Raw genomic sequence first — 15,197 nt, 5'->3', positions numbered from 1 at the left:
TTCCTGAAAGCTACTAAGATTTTAAGAAAAATAAGCAACAACCAAGTATGATAATAACAAGAATGGTCAGCGTATCCTTTCGAGTCCATTTCAATTGTCTGTATTGACTTCTGCCTTTTCCACCCTGATAACCACGCGCTTCCATGGCGATAGCCAAGGAATCTGCACGTTTTAAACTTGTCGCAAAAAGAGGAATCAAAATGGGAATCATAGCCTTCACCTTTTGAACGATGCTTCCTTCACCAAAATCCACTCCACGTGCTTTCTGTGCATTCATAATCCGCGTCGTATCATCCATCAAGGTCGGAACAAAACGCAAACTCATAGACAGCATCAAACCAATTTCATGAACTGGAACTTTCACACGCTTTAAAGGCGCTAACAAAGCTTCGACAGCTGATGCCAAACTTAAGGGCATGGTCGTTAAGGTTAACAAAGTTGAAAAGAAAATAATCAATACGAAGCGACAAAAAATAATCCCAGCTTGTTGCAAAGCATAATCTGTGATTCTCATAAACGAAAATTCAAATAAAACATTCCCATTAGAAATGAAAAACAGTTGAAAAATAGTTGTGAAGGCAATCAAGAAAAACATAGATTTCAAGCCCTGAATAAAAAATGAAAGAGATACTCCTGACAAGGCAATAAATATCCCTGTCGCTATAAAAAGAATTAGATTCGTCAAGGGATTATTAGCCCAAAAAACGATCAAAATCAGTAGCATCATAGCCAGTAATTTGCTGCGTGGATCCAATCGGTGAACTATCGAATCCCCTGGGATATAACGCCCCAAAATCATACTATCCATTTAGCGACTCCTTGAATTCCTCTATCTTAATAGGTAATCGTTTAAATGACACGCCTCTATCAGCCAATCGTTTACAAAAAGCTGTAATTTTAGGTACTCCCAACTGAACTTCTTCCATAAAGACAATATCTTGAAAGACATCACTTGGTCTACCACCCTTCACTAAACGTCCCTTTTCCATCACATAGACTTGATTCGCATATTCAGCCACATCATCCATCAAATGCGTTACCAAAACAATAGTCATCCCTGACTGGTGGAGTTTTTTGAACAAATTCATCAGCTCTTTTCTTCCCAGGGGATCTAGGCCTGCTGTGGGTTCATCTAAGACTAATATAGCTGGTTCCATGGCAAGTATGCCTGCAATGGCGACACGTCTCATTTGTCCACCTGATAGCTCAAACGGACTGCGATCAAAAAGTGATTTATCAATTCCAACCAGAGCCAGTTTCTCACGCGCAATCTGCTCCGCATCTTCTTCAGAGACTCCAAAATTTTGCGGTCCAAAAGCAACGTCTTTCAAAACCGTTTCTTCAAAAATCTGATTTTCAGCAAACTGAAATACCAAGCCAACCTGTTTTCTAATTTGACGAATATCTTTATTTTTAGAATTCGAGGTGATTAGGGTATCAAAAACTCGTACAGTTCCTTGACTTGGCACCAATAAACCATTTAAGAGTTGCAAAATAGTTGATTTCCCGCTACCTGTATGCCCAATTAAGGCCGTATAAGAACCATCCTCAATCGTCAAAGAAACATCTGACAAAGCTGTTGAAGCTAAGGGAGTCCCTTCTTGATATGTAAAACTCACATTTTCTAGAGCAATTCCCATAGCTTATCCTCTAGCTCACTTTCTGTCAAATAATTTTCAGGTAAATCATAGCCATTCTGGCTCAAAGAATGTTTTAATTGATTGGCAAAAGGATCGTCTAATCCAATTTGATCCAAATCATTTCGAGAGAAAAGCTCCCTTGGACTACTAGTTGATTCAATTGACCCTTTTTTCATGACCAACACACGATCACTCATGGCAACTTCTTCCAAATCATGTGTAATGGAAATGACCGTCATATCATAGTCTTTCCGAATTCCTTTTACTGTCTCAATCAGTTCTCTACGACCCTCAGGATCCAACATACTTGTCGCTTCATCTAGAATTAAAATAGATGGTCTTAGGGCTACAACACCTGCAATGGCCACACGTTGCTTTTGGCCACCTGATAGACGCGCTGGCTCTCTCTTTTTAAAGTCCAACATGCCAACCAAATCCAGAGCTTCTTCCACTCTCTTTTGCATTTCTTGACGAGAAAGTCCCTGATTTTCCAAACCAAAAGCAACATCATCTTCAACAGTCGCTCCAACAAATTGATTGTCTGGATTTTGAAAAACCATACCTATTTGACGACGTATATCCCAAACATTTTCCTCAGTCAACTGTTGGCCATCAATTACAATCTCTCCAGATTCTGCTTCCAGTAAGCCATCAATTAATCGAACCGTCGTTGATTTACCACTACCATTATGCCCTACAATCGAAAGCCATTCTCCACGTTTCACGTGAAACGTAATATCCTTCACATCGTAATATTTCTGATTTTCCTTATAGCGAAAGGAAAGATTTTTTACATCAATTATTGATTTCATTTCGAACCAAGTGTCCCTTTAAATACATAGGCACTACCCTTGAAATAGTCATAGCCAGAGTAGATAGTGAAAAATAAGGCTACATAAAGTAGAACTTGACCAATCAAAGTCCAATGTAATAGCAAGAAAATAATCGCAAACATCTGACTGAAAGTTTTAATTTTTCCAGGCATTGCTGCTGCTAAAACTGTCCCGCCAGTTTCAACCAGTAACAGCCTTAAACCTGTAACAGCCAACTCACGACAGATGATTACTGCAACAATCCAAGCCGAAGCCATACCTAACTCAATCAACATAATAAAAGCCGACATAACTAGTAACTTATCCGCCATAGGATCTGCAAATTTACCAAAATTACTGACCACATTCCATTTACGAGCTAAATATCCATCTAAATAGTCGGTAATACTGGCAACAGCAAAGATAATAGCTGCCACTATATGACTCTCTATCGAATTTCCTATCGTTAAAATAAAGATAAAAATAGGTATAAAGAGAATCCGACCTATTGTTAAGAGATTGGGAATTTGTTCTTTTTTCATTCGTTTTTCCTTAATTTTTAGTAAAGGTTACAGTGATTTGTCCAGTCTGAGCTGTTAATTTCGATAAATCAACAGTCTGATTATCTACTGTCAAAGCAACACCTTTTACAACACCTAACGTAATTGTTACAGGACTTTTAGTTGCAACTGTTGCTTCTGCACTTTTCTTCTCTGGCGATAAGGTTACACCGCCCTCAAGTTCGCTTTCTGAAACGCTGACCCAACTTGTAACATCTGAAACTGCCAATTGCAATTTAACTGTTTCCTTACTTGTCTTATAAGTGATTTCTACATGATTTCCTTCGCCTGATACACTTATAGCTGATTCTATACTAGAAGAACTGCTAGATGAACTACTACTTGAGGAGTGGGGAACAGAGCTAGTTGAACTTATTGAGCTTGTTGATTGAACCACACTGTAATTAGAAAGAGAAGGCCCCTCTGGTTGAGTTTGAATATAGTTCCAAACATAATAGGTCACAAAAATTAAAATCGATAAAGCAAAAAGGATAAAATAAAATAAAGGTAAAAAGGATGTTTTTTTCTTCTTTTTCTTACTTGAACGTCTACGACCTGTCAACTCATCTTCATCAACATCTACTTCCTCATAAGTAATCATACTCCCCGAATCATAAGCATCCAAAACAATTTGATCATCTAACTCAACAGCCCATGCATATTTTTTCAAGAAAGAACGCGTGTAAAAAGGACTTGGAAGTTGATCGAAATCGTCTGCTTCCATTGCTTCCAACATATCTAACTGGATTTCTGTCTTTTTCTGCAATTCATCTAAACTCAATCCCTGATTGATTCTAGCTAATCGTAAAACCTCACCAATTGTTTTTTTCCTCATACTTGTCATCCCTTCTTTCTAGTGTCTATTATGATAGGTTACTACGATGGGAATATTGTAAAATCAACTATATCCCCTTCATCTATTAAATGATGCCCTGCTTCAAGGACATCCTCTAAAGTAATTTCCTGTAAAATCTTTGGTAAATCAAAAATTGTCTCACCATGTTCAAAAGCATCATATTGCGTTGCAATAAATTCAAGAGAGTTCATGCTACTGAAAAATTCTCCAAACATCTCTCTTTTTATAATATCTAAATGATCCTCTGTAATATCTAAATCCTTTGTAAAATTACGAATGGCCTTCCTAAATTGATGAGATAAAGCAACTGGCTCTTTCGTATCCATTGTCAACATAACAAAATGAAAACGACTTGTTACTTCAATTTCAAGAGATAAGGAAACATCTATTTTACCTGATTCATATAACTTTTGAAAACGATCCGAAGTCCAACCAAACATCATTGCAAACAATAATTTTAATAAAATATGATGTCGATAGCAATCCGCTTCAGCAACTTTTTGCTTACCTCTAATCCCAATCGCTAGTTTAGGAGAAGATACTTCCATTCTCATACTGTCTGTTTGCTTTACAGCCTGTAAAACAAACTTTTCTCTTGCTACATCCTGAACATCTAAATCTTTCAGTTCTTTGCTTTCAAAATAGTCCTGTACTCTTTCCACATCAAAATTACCAACTAAAAACAGAGACATATTTACAGGTTCGTAAAATCTTGTAAAATTTTCTTGCAAATTAGTTAGATTGATTTGGGAAATGGACTCCTCGCTTCCAACTATATCAGTTGCTAAAGGTGTACCAGGATACAAATTCGCTAAAGTTGAAAAGAATAAACACGAATCTGGGTCATCTTGATACATTTCTCGTTCTTGCTGAATAATATCCTGCTCTCTTAAAATGGAATCTTCAGTAAAATGTGCTGATGTTACCAATTCATCAAGTAACTCTAAATTTTCTAAAAAATGATCCGTTGCTGAAAAAAGATAGCTTGTTTTTGTAAAGCTTGTAAAGGCATTACTATCTGCACCTAGACTCGTAAAAGCTGACATCAAATCGCTAGCATCTTCTCTCTCAAATAATTTATGTTCAAGAAAATGAGCAATTCCTGCAGGATATTCTTTTACATCTCCGTCAACTTCTGTGACAAGCGTATCTACCGAACCAAATTGTACAGTTACACTCCCGTAAACCTCTTTAAATTCCTTTTTAGGCAAAAGAGCTACTGTCAATCCATTTGACAAACGAGTCCGATAAACTATTTCTTTTACAGCTGGATAGTATTTTTCTTCAAAAACAACCTTTGTCATTCTATTCCTTCCATAAAGTAAATCGCTTGTAGTTTCACATTATTAGCTGCTCTACAAATAGCATCTTTGTCAACTTGCTCGAGTTTTACAATCCAACTTTTAAAGTCTGCTGAGGATTTTCCAAGTAAGGCATTTTGATAAGTACGTTCAATCAATGAACCTTGATTATCTTGAGAAAGTAATAAAGACCGACGAATCATTTCTTTGGTCTGCTCTAACTCAAGTTCTGTAAAATATCCTTTTTTTAAATCAAGCAGTTGATTATTCATCATTTTACGAGCCTGGTTCCGATTTTCTCGATCGATACCAGCATATATCCTCAAGAATCCACTAAATAAATCGAGCTGACTTGAAATAGTATAAGCCAATCCAGCATTTTCACGGACATTTGTAAATAGTTTAGAATGAGCAAATCCACCAAGTAAACCATTCATTACAATCATGGGTAAATGTTGCTCATCACCATATTCAACAGAGCAATGATAGCCCAACTCTAAAATGGATTGTCCCACATTTTTCCGAACCATACCTTCTTGTAGGATATTGGAATAAGGTTGACAATACTGAACCTTCACATCTCCTTTTCGACCTTTAAAGCCAAATGATTCTAATACATTTTGAATTTCGACCTCATTAAAATCACCTAAGAAAAAGAAATCTATTCGATCATTGGCCAAAAATTCTTGGAAACAAGAATAAGAACTTTGTGGAGTTTCAGCTAAAATACGATTTCGTAAATCACTGTATTCCAATTGGAGACGTTCATCATGAAAAAGTAATTTATCTAATTCTTTATGTGCAAAATAAAAAGAATCATCCATATCAGCTGCTAAACTTGCTAACAATTGCTTTTTCTCAATTTCAAATAAGGCTGGATCAAATCCATTATCAACTACCACGGGTGAGAAAAGAGTCTCTTTTACTAGTTCCAAAATCTGAGAAGTTAGCACATTTTTCTTACTTAAAAACTCATCACGAACATAGTTAAATGTCAAGTCTACAATATGACTTTGCCCTCTTCTAAAACAATTGGTTGACATATCTGTACCATATAGACTGGCCAAGTGTCTTCTCAAAGCTTGAGAAGTAGGATACATCTGGTTAGAAGTCTCTAGCATACTCGCACTCAACATGCGACCTGCAATCGTATCAAGAGATAATGGAGCGGTAAAACGCACGGTGATTTTGTTTGTTTTAAACTTCTTTGATTGGATAAAATGTGTTGAAATTCCATGCACTAACTCCATGATTTACCTCCTTATATACAGACTTCTATTATATCACGAAAACCTGAAATTTTCTTGTTCTCTGTAACACTTTTGAAATAAAAATCGCTTACATTTCTCCCTGTTTCTCTCACTATTTTTAGGAAAATATGGTATAATACCAAAGATTGAGGTGAATTATGGAATACAAATTATTTGAAGAATTTATTACTCTCCAAGCACTACTCAAAGAACTTGGAATTACACATAGCGGAGGAGCTATCAAATCATTTCTCTCTGAACATTCTGTTTACTTTAATGGGGAATTAGAGAGTCGTCGTGGTAAAAAACTTCGCATTGATGATAAAATTGACATACCTGACATGAACATTGACATCTTATTGACACAACCTACTTCTGAAGAACAAGAGGAATACCAAGCTGATAAAGTTGAAAAAGAACGAATCGCTAAACTTGTCAAAGAGATGAATAAGGGAGTTAAAAAAGACAAATCGAAACCTACTTCAGCACCTAAAAACAAACAAGCTCCGCGATTCCCTGGTAGATAATCATGTGGCTACAAAACCTATCTCTCAAAACTTTTCGTAACTACAAAGATACGAAAATAGATTTTAATCCTAAATTAAATATCTTTTTAGGACGTAATGCACAAGGTAAAACAAATATGTTAGAGGCTATCTATTTTTTAGCCTTAACGCGTAGTCATCGAACTCGAACAGATAAAAATCTCATTCATTTTGATGAGGAACAACTTCATCTTTCAGGTCTCGTTCAGAAAAAAACTGGATCCATTCCTCTAGAAATCGAACTAACACAAAAAGGCCGTGTAACAAAAGTTAATCACTTAAAACAGGCACGCCTTTCAGATTATGTAGGACACATGAATGTTGTCTTATTTGCTCCTGAAGATTTACAACTAATTAAAGGATCACCTTCGGTTCGACGAAAATTCATTGATATGGAACTTGGACAAATCAAGCCCATCTATTTATCTGACTTAACCAATTATAACCACATCCTAAAGCAAAGAAACACTTACCTAAAATCAACTCAAAAAATAGATGAAACATTCCTTTCAGTGTTAGATGATCAGCTAGTTGATTATGGATGTCGTGTAATGAATCACCGCTTAGATTTCATAAAAAAACTAGAATCATTTGGTCGTAAGAAACATTTTGAACTCTCTAATCAGATTGAAGAGTTGTCAATATCCTATCAATCTTCTGTCAAGATAACTGACAAAGAAGACTTATCAGAATCTTTCAAAATTGCTTTAGAAAAAAGTAGGTCCAGAGATTTATTTAAAAAGAATACTGGTGTCGGTCCTCATCGAGATGACATTTCTTTTTATATAAATGGGATGGATACTAGTTTCGGAAGTCAAGGCCAACATCGTAGTCTCGTCCTCTCGATAAAATTAGCAGAAATCGAGTTAATGGAAAGCATTACTACAGAATCTCCGATATTATTGCTTGACGATGTTATGAGCGAACTTGACAACACTAGACAACTAAAATTATTAGAAACGATTTCTCATTCAATCCAAACCTTTATCACAACAACAAGCTTAGACCATCTTCAAAATCTGCCAGAAAATCTAAGTGTCTTCACTATTCAGGATGGTAAAGTTATTGTAAATAAAACTTGACAATATTGTAAAAGAACTCCTATTTCCACGGGAGTTCTTTTCATTGTTTTTTACATAGAATAATTTGGTGCCTCATTAGTAATTTGTACATCGTGAGGGTGGCTTTCTTTCAAACCAGCACCAGACATTTCAATAAATTGAGCATTATCGTGTAGTTCTTTAAGGTTAGCTGCACCACAGTAACCCATACCAGAGCGAATACCTCCAATCATTTGGAAGACAATATCAGCTGCCGCACCTTTATAAGCAACACGACCTTCAATTCCTTCTGGAACAAGTTTGTTTGCTTCATTGATAGAACCTTGAAAGTAACGATCGCTTGAACCTTTCTTCATAGCAGCAATTGATCCCATACCACGGTAAGTCTTAAACTTACGTCCTTGGAAGATTTCAGTTTCTCCTGGAGCTTCATCAGTTCCAGCAAACATTGATCCAAGCATAACTGCATTTCCACCTGCAGCAAGGGCTTTTACAATATCTCCAGAATACTTGATTCCACCGTCAGCAATGATCGTTTTACCATATTCACGCGCAACAGCTGCAGCATCGTAGATAGCTGTTACTTGCGGAACACCGACACCAGCAATCACACGAGTTGTACAGATTGAACCTGGCCCAATACCAACCTTGACAACGTCTACACCTGCTTCATAAAGGGCACGTGCACCTTCAGCAGTAGCAATATTTCCAGCAATCAAAGTACGATCTGGGAAGTGAGCACGAATCTCAGCAATTTTACGCAAGACACCTGCAGAATGACCATGTGCAGTATCAATAACAATCGCATCCGCTCCTGCCTCAAAAAGAGCCTCTGCACGTTCAAATGTATCTGAAGTAACACCTACTGCACCTGCAACTAGTAGACGACCAAACTCATCTTTAGCAGCATTTGGAAACTCAATAACTTTTTCAATATCTTTGATAGTAATCAAACCAGAAAGACGACCTTCTTCATCTACCAAAGGAAGCTTTTCAATACGGTGTTCTTGAAGAATACTCTCAGCTGTTGCAAGATCTGTACCCACAGAAGCAGTAACAAGATTTTCACTAGTCATATGATTTGAGATTGGTTGGTTATAGTCTGAAATAAAACGAAGATCTCGGTTTGTCAAAATACCAACCAATTTACGATTTTCAAGTGTTTCAACAACTGGAACACCACTGATGCGGTAACGCCCCATAAGCTCATCTGCTTCAGCAATTGTATGTTCAGGCGTCAAGAAGAAGGGATCAATAATAACTCCATTTTCAGAACGTTTTACCTTACGAACCTCTTCTGCTTGTTGAGCAATTGACATGTTTTTATGGATAACTCCGAGACCGCCTGCACGAGCAATAGCAATGGCCATTTGACTCTCTGTAACTGTGTCCATGGCAGCGGTAATAATTGGGATATTTAAAGTCAAATTATCTGCCAATTTAGTTGTTAAATCTGCATCGTTAGGCAACACATGACTTTCAGCTGGAATAAGCAATACATCATCAAAGGTAAAACCTTTTTTCAAAAATTTAGTGTCCCAATTAGACATTCGAAGTTTCCTCTTTTCTTTCTTTTTGAGCTTGACTCTTTTTATATTGTATCTATCATACCATTCTATAAAAATTTGTCAAATGTTACAGGGGTAAATAAAAAACTATCTTTTCTTCAAGATAGAAATGATAGTTTCTTGTAAAATAAACTTAGTTAAAGTAATGAAGTCCCATTGCTCCTTTAACCTCAGATAGGGTTTGACCTGCAACTTCACGCGCTCTTTCACTACCTTTTTGAAGCATATTATAAACTTCTCCCATATCCTTAGCAAATTCGATACGGCGCTCACGAATAGGACCCAGTTCACGTTCTAATATTTCAAGTAGATAACGCTTAGTCTTCACATCACCAAGACCACCTCGTTGATAATGTTCTTTCATTTCAGCAATTTCTTGAGCATCTTCTGGACGACCAAAAACATCTAGATAATGGAAAACCATATTGCCCTCAATCTTACCTGGATCCTCAACGCGGATATGATCGGGATCTGTATACATACTCATTACTTTTTTACGCAAAGTATCCACATCATCAGCTAAATAAATACCATTATTAAGTGATTTAGACATTTTAGCATTTCCATCTAAACCAGGTAAACGCCCTGCTCTCTCATTTTCTGGATAAATACCTTCCGGCTCTACCAAGACATCACAATTATATGCATTGTTAAACGAACGAACAATTTCACGAGTTTGCTCAATCATTGGTTTCTGATCTGTCCCAACAGGAACATAATTAGCCTTAAAAGCTGTGATGTCAGCTGCTTGAGCTATTGGATAGACCAAGAATCCTGTCGGAATGCTTTCTCCAAATCCTTTCTGAGCAATTTCTGTCTTGACAGTTGGATTACGCTCCAAACGTGCTAATGACACCAAATTCATATAATACATAGACAACTCAGCTAATTCTGGAATTTGGCTTTGAATAAAGATAGTTGATTTACTTGGATCCAATCCAACTGCAAGGTAATCCAAAGCCACATTTCCGATGGACTCTACAATTGTTTGAGGATCTTTAGCATGATCTGTCAAGGCTTGTTGGTCAGCCAAGAACACAAACATATCATACTTATCCTCTTCCTGTAATAATACTCGATTTTTGAGACTTCCAACATAGTGTCCAATATGCAATTTTCCTGTTGGACGGTCTCCTGTTAAAATAATGGGTTTAGTCATTTTGTTCTCCTTCGATATGGTCCCTTCAATTATAGCATTTTTTTAATGAAATAACTGCAATTTATAAAAATAAATCAACCTTGCTATTTACGGATTTGTGTAAAGTATGCTGTAAATCTAATTTACACAAAATTGACAAATAAAAATTTGAATATTTCTGTATTTTCTAGTAGAATAAATATATTACACATATAGGAGAAAAACATTGCTTACAGTATCTGATGTTTCACTACGTTTTAGTGATCGCAAACTTTTTGATGATGTCAATATCAAATTTACAGAAGGAAATACTTACGGATTAATCGGTGCTAATGGTGCCGGAAAATCAACCTTTTTAAAAATTTTAGCTGGAGATATCGAACCTACTACTGGTCACATCTCTCTTGGTCCAGATGAACGTCTCTCTGTTCTTCGTCAAAATCACTTTGACTATGAAGATGAACGTGCCATTGATGTCGTTATCATGGGAAATGAAAAACTTTATAGCATCATGAAGGAAAAAGATGCTATCTACATGAAGGAAGATTTCTCAGATGAGGACGGAGTGCGTGCTGCCGAACTTGAAGGAGAGTTTGCCGAGCTTGGAGGTTGGGAAGCAGAGAGTGAAGCCTCTCAACTACTTCAAAACCTAAACATTCCAGAAGAATTGCACTACCAAAATATGAGCGAATTGGCCAATGGTGAGAAAGTAAAGGTTCTCCTCGCCAAAGCACTTTTTGGTAAACCAGATGTTCTTCTTTTGGACGAGCCTACTAACGGTTTGGATATCCAATCTATTACTTGGCTAGAAGACTTCTTGATTGACTTTGATAATACAGTTATCGTAGTATCCCATGACCGCCACTTCTTGAATAAAGTATGTACCCACATGGCCGACCTTGACTTTGGAAAAATCAAACTCTATGTCGGAAACTATGACTTCTGGAAAGAATCTTCTGAGCTTGCTGCTAAATTGCTAGCCGACCGTAATGCCAAAGCAGAAGAAAAAATTAAGCAATTGCAAGAATTCGTTGCTCGTTTCTCTGCCAATGCTTCTAAATCAAGACAAGCAACCTCACGTAAGAAAATGCTTGATAAGATTGAGCTAGAAGAGATTGTTCCATCTAGTCGTAAATATCCATTTATTAACTTTAAAGCAGAACGTGAGATCGGTAATGATCTCTTGACAGTAGAAAATCTAACTGTAAAGATTGATGGTGAAACTATTTTAGATAATATCAGCTTTATCTTGCGTCCAGGTGATAAGACAGCTCTTATTGGACAAAATGATATCCAAACGACTGCATTAATTCGTGCAATCATGGGAGATATTGACTATGAAGGAACTGTCAAGTGGGGAGTTACAACTAGTCAATCTTACCTGCCAAAAGATAACTCAGCTGATTTCGCAGGGGGAGAATCAATTCTTGACTGGTTGCGTCAATTTGCAAGTAAAGAAGAAGATGACAATACTTTCCTACGCGGTTTCCTCGGCCGTATGCTCTTCTCTGGAGATGAAGTTAACAAACCTGTAAACGTCTTGTCAGGGGGAGAAAAAGTCCGTGTCATGCTTTCAAAACTCATGCTCTTGAAATCAAATGTGCTTGTCCTCGATGATCCAACCAATCACTTGGACTTGGAATCTATCTCAAGCTTGAATGATGGATTGAAAAACTTTAAAGAATCAATCATCTTTGCCAGCCATGACCACGAGTTTATTCAAACTCTAGCTAACCATATCATTGTCTTGTCTAAAAATGGCGTCATCGATCGTATCGATGAAACCTATGATGAATTCCTAGAAAATGCAGAAGTACAAGCAAAAGTTAAAGAACTTTGGAAAGACTAAATAAAACTTCAAAACTCAGTTGGGTTAACCAGCTGAGTTTTCTAACATTTTATGAGGTAATATGAAATTATTTTTTAAAACATATTGGATCTATTTTGTTTCTTTCATCATTCCCATAATCATGATGATAGGAGTATATCTATCTCAAGGTATCTACTGGAACAGCGATACATCTCCACTATTAGGAGATGGGTTTCATCAATACGTTATTTTTGATATAGCTCTAAGAAATATCCTACACGGAAATGGTAGTTTGTTCTACACCTTTACAAGTGGCCTCGGATTGAATTTCTATGCCCTATCTAGTTATTACTTGGGAAGTTTCCTTTCACCTCTAGTTTACTTTTTTGATCTAACTAATATGCCAGATGCTGTCTATCTGACAACTCTCTTAAAATTTGGATTGATTGGTTTGTCAACTTACTTTAGTTTAAATAAATTATTTCAATCGATTCCTAAGCCTTTAAAACTAGCTTTATCTACTTCCTATGCTCTGATGAGTTTCACTGTCAGTCAATTAGAGATAAAAACCTGGCTAGATGTTTTTATCTTGATTCCTTTAATTATAACTGGTTTACAGCTACTTATCACTGAAAAGAAATTCCTATTGTACTTTACAAGTCTGTCAATCTTATTTATCCAAAACTATTATTTTGGCTATATGACAGCATTGTTTCTTATTTTCTGGTATCTCTGCCAAATTTCTTGGGACTTTAAGACTCGAAAATCATCTGTTCTTGATTTCATAGTTATCTCCTTTTTAGCTGGTATGGCTAGTTTGATTCTGACTCTTCCTACTCTATTTGATTTACAGACACATGGAGAAAAATTAACTGAAGTTACAAAGTTTCAAACTGAAAGTAGCTGGTATCTTGATCTCTTTGCTAAGCAATTCATCGGTTCCTTTGATACAACCAAGTATGGGGCTATCCCAATGATTTTTGTTGGACTACTTCCCTTTATTTTGACCATTTTATTTTTTACGCTGAAATCTATTAAGTTTCACGTGAAACTTATCTATGCAATCTTCTTTACATTTCTAATTGCAAGCTTTTATATAGAAGCTCTTGATTTATTTTGGCAAGGCATGCATACTCCAAACATGTTTTTACATCGCTATGCTTGGATTTTCTCTACCTTGTTAATTTACACAGCGGCGGAAGTCTTAAATCGTCTGAGAGAAATTAAAATCTGGAACTTTTTAGTTTCGCTTTTTCTTGTAGTAACAGGATTTTTAGCTACCATCTATCTAAAATCATATTATTCTTTTTTAACAAATTTGAATATTCTACTGACTATTGAATTTTTGGTTGTCTATTCTCTCTTACTCCTTGCAGTTATCAAAAAGTTTATCTCTGTAAATCTATTTGCCATTCTAATCTCTTTATTTATAATGGTTGAAATGAGTTTAAATGCTTCATCTCAAATAGACGGAATTGCTAAGGAATGGGGATTTGCTTCTCGAAGTGCATATAGTAGAGATATCCCAGCTATGGAATCTTTCTCAACATATATTGGGAATTCATTTACTCGTACTGAGAAACTAGAGACTCAGACAGGAAATGACAGTATGAAATTCAACTACAATGGAATATCTCAATTTTCTTCTGTTCGAAATCGTTCAGCAAGCTCTACTTTGGATAAACTTGGGTTTAAATCCTCTGGGACTAATCTCAATCTACGCTATGCAAATAATAGTATTTTGGCTGATAGTTTATTTGGCATCCAGTACAATATCTCAGAAAATCCTATTGATAAGTATGGTTTCCAAGATGTATATCAAAAAGATAATCTTACCCTATATGAAAATCAATACTCCCTTCCGATTGCCTTTGCTAGTCAATCTGTTTACAATGATGTCAAGTTCAATGAACACACTTTGGATAATCAGGCCTCGTTTTTAAATCAACTTGCTAACGTTGATTTTGATTATTTTTCTCCAATACATTATGAAAAAACTGAAAATACCGATGATTTGATTAGTGTTACAAGTTCTTCAAATGAGGATGCAGCAATCCAGTATCAAATTGAAGTACCAGAAAACAGCCAAGTTTATCTTTCTTTCACAAATCTTCACTTTTCTAATGATAAACAAAAGAAGGTTGACATCCTTGTAAATGGAGAAAAGAAAACTTTTACAACTGATAATGTCTTCTCCTTCTTTAATCTAGGCTATACTAAAGAGAAAAAAACTTTCAATATTCATGTTAGTTTCCCTGGAAATTCACAAGTATCATTTGAATCTCCTACCTTCTATCGTTTAGATATCAACACTTTCACCGAGGCAATTCAAAAAATTAAAGAACAACCTGTCACAGTATCAACTTCTAAAAACAAGGTCTTTGCTACATATGATGTTCAACAAGATACATCTATTTTCTTCACCATTCCTTATGACAAAGGTTGGTCTGCCTACCAAGATGGTAAGAAAATAGAGATTAAACAAGCTCAAACTGGCTTTATGAAAGTTGACGTTTCTAAGGGAAAAGGAACTATTACACTTTCCTTTATTCCCAATGGTTTTATTACTGGAGCAATTTGTTCCTTTACTTCTCTCTTACTATTTGGAATCTATAATCACAGACGAAAGTCATCTAAGACATAAAAAAATCGACCA

At 36.0% G+C, this 15,197-nt stretch carries 13 protein-coding genes; 4 read left to right on the top strand and 9 right to left on the bottom strand.

All coding sequences use genetic code 11. The features are described 5' to 3' along the window. Positions 1-13: 13 nt before the first annotated feature. From QM424_RS07000 to yfmF, 7 genes are read right to left on the bottom strand one after another with little or no spacing between them, the layout of a single operon-like run. Positions 14-808: an energy-coupling factor transporter transmembrane component T family protein gene (locus QM424_RS07000; protein ID WP_261066431.1), complete on the bottom strand. Its 795-nt coding sequence runs from the start codon at positions 806-808 to the stop codon at positions 14-16. Next, positions 801-1,640 carry an energy-coupling factor transporter ATPase gene (locus QM424_RS06995; protein ID WP_414393876.1) on the bottom strand — a complete coding sequence of 280 codons (840 nt, stop codon included), beginning with the start codon at positions 1,638-1,640 and terminating at the stop codon, positions 801-803. The genes QM424_RS07000 and QM424_RS06995 overlap by 8 nt, the downstream gene beginning before the upstream one ends. After that, entirely contained in the window at positions 1,625-2,452 is an 828-nt protein-coding gene (locus QM424_RS06990; protein ID WP_414393873.1) for an energy-coupling factor ABC transporter ATP-binding protein, read from the bottom strand. The genes QM424_RS06995 and QM424_RS06990 overlap by 16 nt, the downstream gene beginning before the upstream one ends. Continuing rightward, positions 2,449-2,994 (bottom strand): CDP-diacylglycerol--glycerol-3-phosphate 3-phosphatidyltransferase, encoded by a 546-nt coding sequence (gene pgsA / locus QM424_RS06985; protein ID WP_414393871.1) that lies wholly within the window; start codon positions 2,992-2,994, stop codon positions 2,449-2,451. Before pgsA ends, QM424_RS06990 begins: the two co-directional genes overlap by 4 nt. A gap of 10 nt (positions 2,995-3,004) precedes the next feature. Continuing rightward, positions 3,005-3,847 carry a cytoskeleton protein RodZ gene (rodZ, locus tag QM424_RS06980; RefSeq protein ID WP_414393869.1) on the bottom strand — a complete coding sequence of 281 codons (843 nt, stop codon included), beginning with the start codon at positions 3,845-3,847 and terminating at the stop codon, positions 3,005-3,007. Positions 3,848-3,888: 41 nt separating this feature from the next. Beyond that, entirely contained in the window at positions 3,889-5,172 is a 1,284-nt protein-coding gene (gene yfmH, locus QM424_RS06975) for an EF-P 5-aminopentanol modification-associated protein YfmH (protein ID WP_414393867.1), read from the bottom strand. After that, positions 5,169-6,419: an EF-P 5-aminopentanol modification-associated protein YfmF gene (yfmF, locus tag QM424_RS06970; RefSeq protein WP_414393865.1), complete on the bottom strand. Its 1,251-nt coding sequence runs from the start codon at positions 6,417-6,419 to the stop codon at positions 5,169-5,171. The genes yfmH and yfmF overlap by 4 nt, the downstream gene beginning before the upstream one ends. Before the next feature lie 158 nt (positions 6,420-6,577). Here yfmF and yaaA point away from each other — a divergent pair, with 158 nt between their 5' ends. Next, positions 6,578-6,946, top strand: a complete 369-nt coding sequence (yaaA, locus tag QM424_RS06965; protein ID WP_261194066.1) for a S4 domain-containing protein YaaA — start codon at positions 6,578-6,580, stop codon at positions 6,944-6,946. A 2-nt stretch (positions 6,947-6,948) separates the two neighbouring features. Then, positions 6,949-8,046, top strand: coding sequence for a DNA replication/repair protein RecF (gene recF / locus QM424_RS06960; RefSeq protein WP_414393862.1), 1,098 nt, complete (start codon positions 6,949-6,951; stop codon positions 8,044-8,046). 50 nt (positions 8,047-8,096) lie between these two features. Here the strand turns inward: recF and guaB are convergent, their stop codons facing one another. Then, on the bottom strand, positions 8,097-9,575 hold the full coding sequence (gene guaB / locus QM424_RS06955; protein ID WP_261194051.1) for an IMP dehydrogenase: 1,479 nt from the start codon (positions 9,573-9,575) through the stop codon (positions 8,097-8,099). A 151-nt stretch (positions 9,576-9,726) separates the two neighbouring features. Continuing rightward, positions 9,727-10,752 carry a tryptophan--tRNA ligase gene (gene trpS, locus QM424_RS06950; protein WP_296174175.1) on the bottom strand — a complete coding sequence of 342 codons (1,026 nt, stop codon included), beginning with the start codon at positions 10,750-10,752 and terminating at the stop codon, positions 9,727-9,729. 205 nt (positions 10,753-10,957) lie between these two features. On the opposite strand from trpS, the gene QM424_RS06945 reads away from it, so the two are divergent. Both QM424_RS06945 and QM424_RS06940 read left to right on the top strand, forming a co-directional pair. Further along, on the top strand, positions 10,958-12,580 hold the full coding sequence (locus QM424_RS06945) for an ATP-binding cassette domain-containing protein (RefSeq protein ID WP_000958772.1): 1,623 nt from the start codon (positions 10,958-10,960) through the stop codon (positions 12,578-12,580). 61 nt (positions 12,581-12,641) lie between these two features. After that, the gene (locus QM424_RS06940; protein WP_414393859.1) at positions 12,642-15,185 is read left to right on the top strand and encodes a YfhO family protein; all 2,544 of its coding nucleotides are present in this window, start codon (positions 12,642-12,644) and stop codon (positions 15,183-15,185) included. The last annotated feature ends 12 nt before the right edge of the window (positions 15,186-15,197 follow it).

Origin of the sequence: Streptococcus mitis, assembly GCF_047464945.1 — a bacterium.
GTDB lineage: Bacteria > Bacillota > Bacilli > Lactobacillales > Streptococcaceae > Streptococcus > Streptococcus mitis_EA.
The sequence above is the reverse complement of the archived record's forward strand: the minus strand, read 5'-3'. Positions and strand labels throughout refer to the sequence as shown.

What these genes read in the sequence shown, in the direction of transcription:
- QM424_RS07000 (WP_261066431.1), bottom strand. Translation starts at nt 808, where the DNA reads ATGGATAGTATGATTTTGGGGCGTTATATCCCAGGGGATTCGATAGTT.
- QM424_RS06995 (WP_414393876.1), bottom strand. Translation starts at nt 1,640, where the DNA reads ATGGGAATTGCTCTAGAAAATGTGAGTTTTACATATCAAGAAGGGACT.
- QM424_RS06990 (WP_414393873.1), bottom strand. Translation starts at nt 2,452, where the DNA reads ATGAAATCAATAATTGATGTAAAAAATCTTTCCTTTCGCTATAAGGAA.
- pgsA (WP_414393871.1), bottom strand. Translation starts at nt 2,994, where the DNA reads ATGAAAAAAGAACAAATTCCCAATCTCTTAACAATAGGTCGGATTCTC.
- rodZ (WP_414393869.1), bottom strand. Translation starts at nt 3,847, where the DNA reads ATGAGGAAAAAAACAATTGGTGAGGTTTTACGATTAGCTAGAATCAAT.
- yfmH (WP_414393867.1), bottom strand. Translation starts at nt 5,172, where the DNA reads ATGACAAAGGTTGTTTTTGAAGAAAAATACTATCCAGCTGTAAAAGAA.
- yfmF (WP_414393865.1), bottom strand. Translation starts at nt 6,419, where the DNA reads ATGGAGTTAGTGCATGGAATTTCAACACATTTTATCCAATCAAAGAAG.
- yaaA (WP_261194066.1), top strand. Translation starts at nt 6,578, where the DNA reads ATGGAATACAAATTATTTGAAGAATTTATTACTCTCCAAGCACTACTC.
- recF (WP_414393862.1), top strand. Translation starts at nt 6,949, where the DNA reads ATGTGGCTACAAAACCTATCTCTCAAAACTTTTCGTAACTACAAAGAT.
- guaB (WP_261194051.1), bottom strand. Translation starts at nt 9,575, where the DNA reads ATGTCTAATTGGGACACTAAATTTTTGAAAAAAGGTTTTACCTTTGAT.
- trpS (WP_296174175.1), bottom strand. Translation starts at nt 10,752, where the DNA reads ATGACTAAACCCATTATTTTAACAGGAGACCGTCCAACAGGAAAATTG.
- QM424_RS06940 (WP_414393859.1), top strand. Translation starts at nt 12,642, where the DNA reads ATGAAATTATTTTTTAAAACATATTGGATCTATTTTGTTTCTTTCATC.